6 protein-coding genes are annotated in these 4,765 nt (G+C 38.2%); 3 read left to right on the top strand and 3 right to left on the bottom strand.

Translation table 11 applies throughout. The features are described from left to right. The first annotated feature begins 142 nt into the window (after positions 1–142). From FC65_RS08795 to FC65_RS12910, 3 genes are read left to right on the top strand one after another with little or no spacing between them, the layout of a single operon-like run. Complete coding sequence (locus FC65_RS08795; protein ID WP_056972391.1) at positions 143–997, top strand: carbohydrate ABC transporter permease; 855 nt, start codon at positions 143–145, stop codon at positions 995–997. Beyond that, positions 994–1,401, top strand: a complete 408-nt coding sequence (locus FC65_RS12915; protein WP_235803114.1) for an ABC transporter permease family protein — start codon at positions 994–996, stop codon at positions 1,399–1,401. The genes FC65_RS08795 and FC65_RS12915 overlap by 4 nt, the downstream gene beginning before the upstream one ends. A 4-nt stretch (positions 1,402–1,405) precedes the next feature. Beyond that, positions 1,406–1,828 (top strand): carbohydrate ABC transporter permease, encoded by a 423-nt coding sequence (locus FC65_RS12910; protein WP_235803113.1) that lies wholly within the window; start codon positions 1,406–1,408, stop codon positions 1,826–1,828. 371 nt (positions 1,829–2,199) lie between these two features. On the opposite strand, the gene pcp is transcribed toward FC65_RS12910, so the two are convergent. From pcp to FC65_RS08775, 3 genes are read right to left on the bottom strand one after another with little or no spacing between them, the layout of a single operon-like run. Further along, on the bottom strand, positions 2,200–2,847 hold the full coding sequence (gene pcp, locus FC65_RS08785; protein ID WP_056972390.1) for a pyroglutamyl-peptidase I: 648 nt from the start codon (positions 2,845–2,847) through the stop codon (positions 2,200–2,202). 28 nt (positions 2,848–2,875) lie between these two features. Further along, on the bottom strand, positions 2,876–3,799 hold the full coding sequence (locus FC65_RS08780; RefSeq protein WP_056972389.1) for a DUF979 domain-containing protein: 924 nt from the start codon (positions 3,797–3,799) through the stop codon (positions 2,876–2,878). Then, positions 3,783–4,466 carry a DUF969 domain-containing protein gene (locus tag FC65_RS08775; RefSeq protein WP_056972388.1) on the bottom strand — a complete coding sequence of 228 codons (684 nt, stop codon included), beginning with the start codon at positions 4,464–4,466 and terminating at the stop codon, positions 3,783–3,785. The genes FC65_RS08780 and FC65_RS08775 overlap by 17 nt, the downstream gene beginning before the upstream one ends. Positions 4,467–4,765: the final 299 nt, after the last annotated feature.

Below are 4,765 nucleotides of genomic sequence, written 5' to 3'. Positions count from 1 at the left end.
GAATGTGACGCAAACTCCGGCAAAGTAAGTGCTACAAGTTGGGATGTAACGCAAACTATAGTGAAGTAAGAGTTACAAGTGAGAATGTGATGCAGACTCTGGCGAAGTGAGCGCCAGGCATAACGGTGAGGAGAGTGGGCTTATGCTAAAGAGACATCAATACTACGGCTTTATCATTCCGGCGTTGGTATTTATCATTGGAATCATTATTATCCTCTTTATTTACGGAGATTTTGATTCCTTTACCAATTCCAATGGTATCAGTCGGCAGTTTATCGGCTTAAAAAATTATGAGCTATTATTTCACGATTATAATTTTTTGCAAAGCTTTTGGCTAACCGTCAAATTTTCGGTCGTTTCAGTCATCCTGATCAATCTGGTCGGTCTGATCTTTGCTTTGATCGTGACGCATAAAGACAACTGGTTCAACAATACTTTGAAGACGATCTTTTTTGTACCTAATTTGATTGGGGGAGTATTGTTAGGTTTCATCTGGCAGTTTATTTTTACTAACGCGTTTAAAGCGCTGGCTGTCAACTTGAGTCAAAGTTGGCTTAATGGCTGGTTAAGTGACGAAACGACTGGCTTTTGGGGGATGGTGATTTTATTCACCTGGCAAATGAGCGGATATATTATGCTGGTGTATATTTCATTTTTAAACGCCATCCCGAAAAATTCGATCGAGGCCTCAACTTTGGACGGGGCCAGTGAATTACAGACTTTCTTCCATGTCAAACTGCCACAATTGGCACCCGCCTTTACGATCAGTTTATTTTTGACCTTAGCCAATTCCTTCAAGATGTACGAACAAAACTTAGCGCTGACAAATGGTGGACCGTATCGCTCGACTGAAATGATCTCAATGTATATTTACAACACCGCGTTTGTCAATTTCCAGCAAGGTTATGCACAAGCAGCGGGGATAATTTTGTTTATTGTAGTTGCGGTAGTTTCTTTCGTACAATTGTATTTTAGCCGGAAGGGGGAGCGACAATGAAAAAAGCAGCTAAAAATAAAAAGACACAAAGTTTGATATACGGCTGTTTGGCAGCATTAGTCGGCTTGGTTTGGGTCTATCCGTTTGTGATCGTGGTCGTCAATTCACTGAAAACGAAGCGGGGGATCTTTAGCAATCCGCTGTGGTTTACGCATGACTTTACTGTGGATAACTTTAAGACGGCTTATCAGGCATTAGACTTTACGCACAGTTTTGTCAATTCGGTGTTGATAACTGTCGGCAGTGTCGTAGTTATTACGGCAATCTCGGCGGCTGCGGCTTATGCGTTGACCAGACACCAAGTCCGAATGAGTTCTGTTGTGTATTACTTATGTGCAGCAACAATGTTGATTCCTTTCCAGTCGATCATGATCCCCCTTAGTGTCGATGTTTGGCGCGCTTAACTTTTTGAATCGGACAGCACTGGTCTTGATGAATACTGGTTTGTCGGTCTCACTATCGATCATTTTGTATTACGGAGCTTTTCAGGGTGTTCCAAAATCGATGGATGAAGCAGCTACTCTCGATGGGGCACCCGCGTTTCGGGCCTTTGTTGACGTGATCTTGCCCGCAGTCAATCCGATGACAGGGACGGTTATTATCTTGAATGCGATGAAATTGTGGAATGATTACCTGTTGCCATCTTTGGTTGTGAATAAAAATGGAATGTACACGATCCCGCTCAAGATGTACATGTTTTTCGGAGAAACCAATAGTGAGTGGGAGTTAGCGCTGGCTGGGCTTGTATTGTCGATGGTCCCGATCATTATCTTGTTCTTGCTATTGCAAAAGCAGGTCATGAGTTCCGTGACAGAAGGTGCTATTAAATAAGCAAGATATTTTGCGGTTGTTTGTAAGTGTGAATGGTTAAAGCTATTAGAAAAGGGCAAGTTCAGCACCACAAATTAAATTGTGGATAAAAGTGTGACTTAGCTGTTAGCGCAAAAATTATCCACAGATATAAAACATTTTTTGAATAAATTTAGTTCAAAGAAAATAAGAAGTAGAAAACCGATTTTGATTTCTACTTCCTATTTTTTAGAAATATTCTATTTCAAATAGTACAGAACCGTTCTTTTGAGAGTTGTCGGTATCCGTTCTATATTTATTGTTAGATTTTTATGACATTACATTTTAATGTTTGCATCACAGATTTATAAATAAACTATGAATATTCAAGAAAAAATTTGAGTGTTCATTATTCAATTTAAACTGCCTTCAATACTGTCAATATCCGGTTTTCCATTCATTTTTACAATTGCAGTGAGAGCTGCAGTGATCCCTTTTACATCATTTGCTAAGCTCATTGAAGGAGTTTCTGGTTTAGCTGTCACTTGGGAAGGTAGGTAAGGAATATGAATAAACCCTCCCTTTAAATTTGGAAATTCTTTATCAATCATATACTGTACCTGATACATAATATGGTTGCAAACGTAAGTCCCTGCGGTAGTTGAAACAGTACTAGGTATACCGACTGCACGTATTGCTTTAGCCATGGCTTTGACAGGTAACTGCGTAAAATAAGCATTTTTTCCATCTTTTTGAATCGGCACTGCTAATGGTTGATAGCCCTCATTATCCTTGATTCTGCCATCATCAAAATTTATTGCGACTCTTTCAGGAGTCAGGGCATAACGGCCGCCCGCTTGACCAATACTCAATACGTATTCAGGTTTTTCTCTTATGATTGCCTGACGAGTCACTTCTGCACATTTGCCAAAAACTGTTGGAATCTCTTGTTTCACGATTTCCGCTCCTTCAACAGTCTCCGGTAGTCTTTTTACAGCTTCGATGGCGGGATTAACTTTATCTTCACCAAATGGATTGAATCCGGTTACTAAAATTTTCATTGTTGCATTCTCCTTTTTGATTATTATTTTAGAAAGCTAACAAATACATCAACATAATTTGAATTGTTAAAAGAATTAAAGATATGGGCAGTTGCCGTTTAATGACTCCTAATTGATCGTTCATCTTCATTAATACTACGGGTAATGTATTAAAATTTGCGGCCATTGGGGTCAACAAAGTTCCGCAATAGCCAGAAGTCATACCTAAAGCAGCAACGACTACGGGTGATCCTCCCTGTGCAACCACAAACGGAATTCCAATTCCTGCAGTAATTACAGCAAAAGCAGCAAAGGCATTACCCATGATTGCAGTAAAAAGTGCCATTGCAATACAATACAGTGCGACACCTAAAAGATGATTTCCAACTGGAAATATACCAGAAATTGCTTTAGAAGTAGCATTGCCGACTCCCGATGCGGTAAATACAACCCCGAGAGTTGCCAACAGTTGTGGAAGAATACCGGCTGTTCCAACAGAACGTACCATTCTTTGAGCGTCTTCATACGAAGTTTTAACGTTGGACTTTGTCAAAAACATTGCGACTAATAAAGAAATAATCGCTGCTAATCCAATACCAACTTGGCCACCAAGTGGTGTAAACTGGGCAATTAAAATTGCTAAAACTGCTAGCAAAATACTGGGTAAGAAAATCCAATTGCCAATTTTTTTAATCGTATGTGCAGCAATTTTTGAATCTAGTTCTTTAATATGACCAACCTTTACTTGCTTTGTTAATGACAGAATAGCTATGATAATAAGCATAGCCCCATTGACACCATTAGGGATCCATTCGCCAGCAACGAACAATAATGCAAATAACAGCCAAAAGAGACCTGTACCATAACGAGCAGAATTAGTTTTGTCACGGACCGATTCGATAGCAGCTGCTAAGAAGAATAAACCAATTATTACATAAAAAGTAGTTAACAAACTGTTAATTATTGTGTTCATTTCTGCTACCTCCTTTTTCTAACTGCTTGTCAAATCGATGATTATAATATACACAGATCAAAAAGGTAATAACAGCCATTGGAATAGAATACAATACGATGCCGTTTGTAGATACTGGGTGTCCTAAAGACTTCATTGTGCTAGCAATTAGTAAAACGCTAGAAGAAGCAACAAATAAATTTTGAGCAAAGAAATTGCCGAAGTTTTCATTAGCCGCTGCCTGTCCCTTAATCAAATCAGACGAATTATTATCAAAAACGCTGTCCACTTTGCCGGCAGCTTGTGCCATTGGATTGATAAGTGGTGCAATGAATTGAACATGACCTTGCAGTGAAATACCAAATACACCAGCAAGCTCACGAATTGCCAAATAAATATCAAAAATTCTACCCGGTGTTAATTCTTTTACTTTATGTATCAGATTGACTGCGGCTTGTTTCAAGCCATGTCTTTCGATGATACCAATTGTTGGCAAAGTTAAGAAGAATAGTGAGACCATACGATTGTCCATGAAACCTTTGCCCAAAATTTCTAAAAAAGATACAAAATCAATACCTGATACTAATGCTGTTACTAAAGCTGACAATACAACGACAGCAATCGTATCTAATTTAAAAGCAAATCCAAGTATAATAACTAGAACGCCTAATAAACTTATGTATTCCATACTGATTCCCCTTCTTTCAATAATGTTATACACATATTAAACAGTTTTCTTTTTTGAGTCAAAGGAAAACTAGTAATTGCTTGATAAGAACTAATTAAAGAGAAATTACATGGGCAATATAAGTGTACTAAAAAAATATAACGTTTTAAGATGGTTCAAAAGTTTCAATATTAAAAGTGGCAAAAACATTTAAAACTAAACGACTTGAATCCTCTGGTTTCTAGGATCCAAGTCGCATATTCAATATTCAGTTATTGCAAATTAATTCGGTTCTATACTTTTTCCTGTTGATAGCTTAC

It is taken from the genome of Ligilactobacillus acidipiscis DSM 15836 (assembly GCF_001435755.1).
Lineage (GTDB): Bacteria > Bacillota > Bacilli > Lactobacillales > Lactobacillaceae > Ligilactobacillus > Ligilactobacillus acidipiscis.
Note: the sequence above shows the minus strand (reverse complement) of the source record. Positions and strands in the feature narration are given on the sequence as shown.

Bases quoted from the DNA above. Each gene is read 5' to 3' on its own strand.
- FC65_RS12915 (WP_235803114.1), top strand. From the start codon at position 994: ATGAAAAAAGCAGCTAAAAATAAAAAGACACAAAGTTTGATATACGGC.
- FC65_RS08795 (WP_056972391.1), top strand. From the start codon at position 143: ATGCTAAAGAGACATCAATACTACGGCTTTATCATTCCGGCGTTGGTA.
- FC65_RS08775 (WP_056972388.1), bottom strand. From the start codon at position 4,466: ATGGAATACATAAGTTTATTAGGCGTTCTAGTTATTATACTTGGATTT.
- FC65_RS08780 (WP_056972389.1), bottom strand. From the start codon at position 3,799: ATGAACACAATAATTAACAGTTTGTTAACTACTTTTTATGTAATAATT.
- pcp (WP_056972390.1), bottom strand. From the start codon at position 2,847: ATGAAAATTTTAGTAACCGGATTCAATCCATTTGGTGAAGATAAAGTT.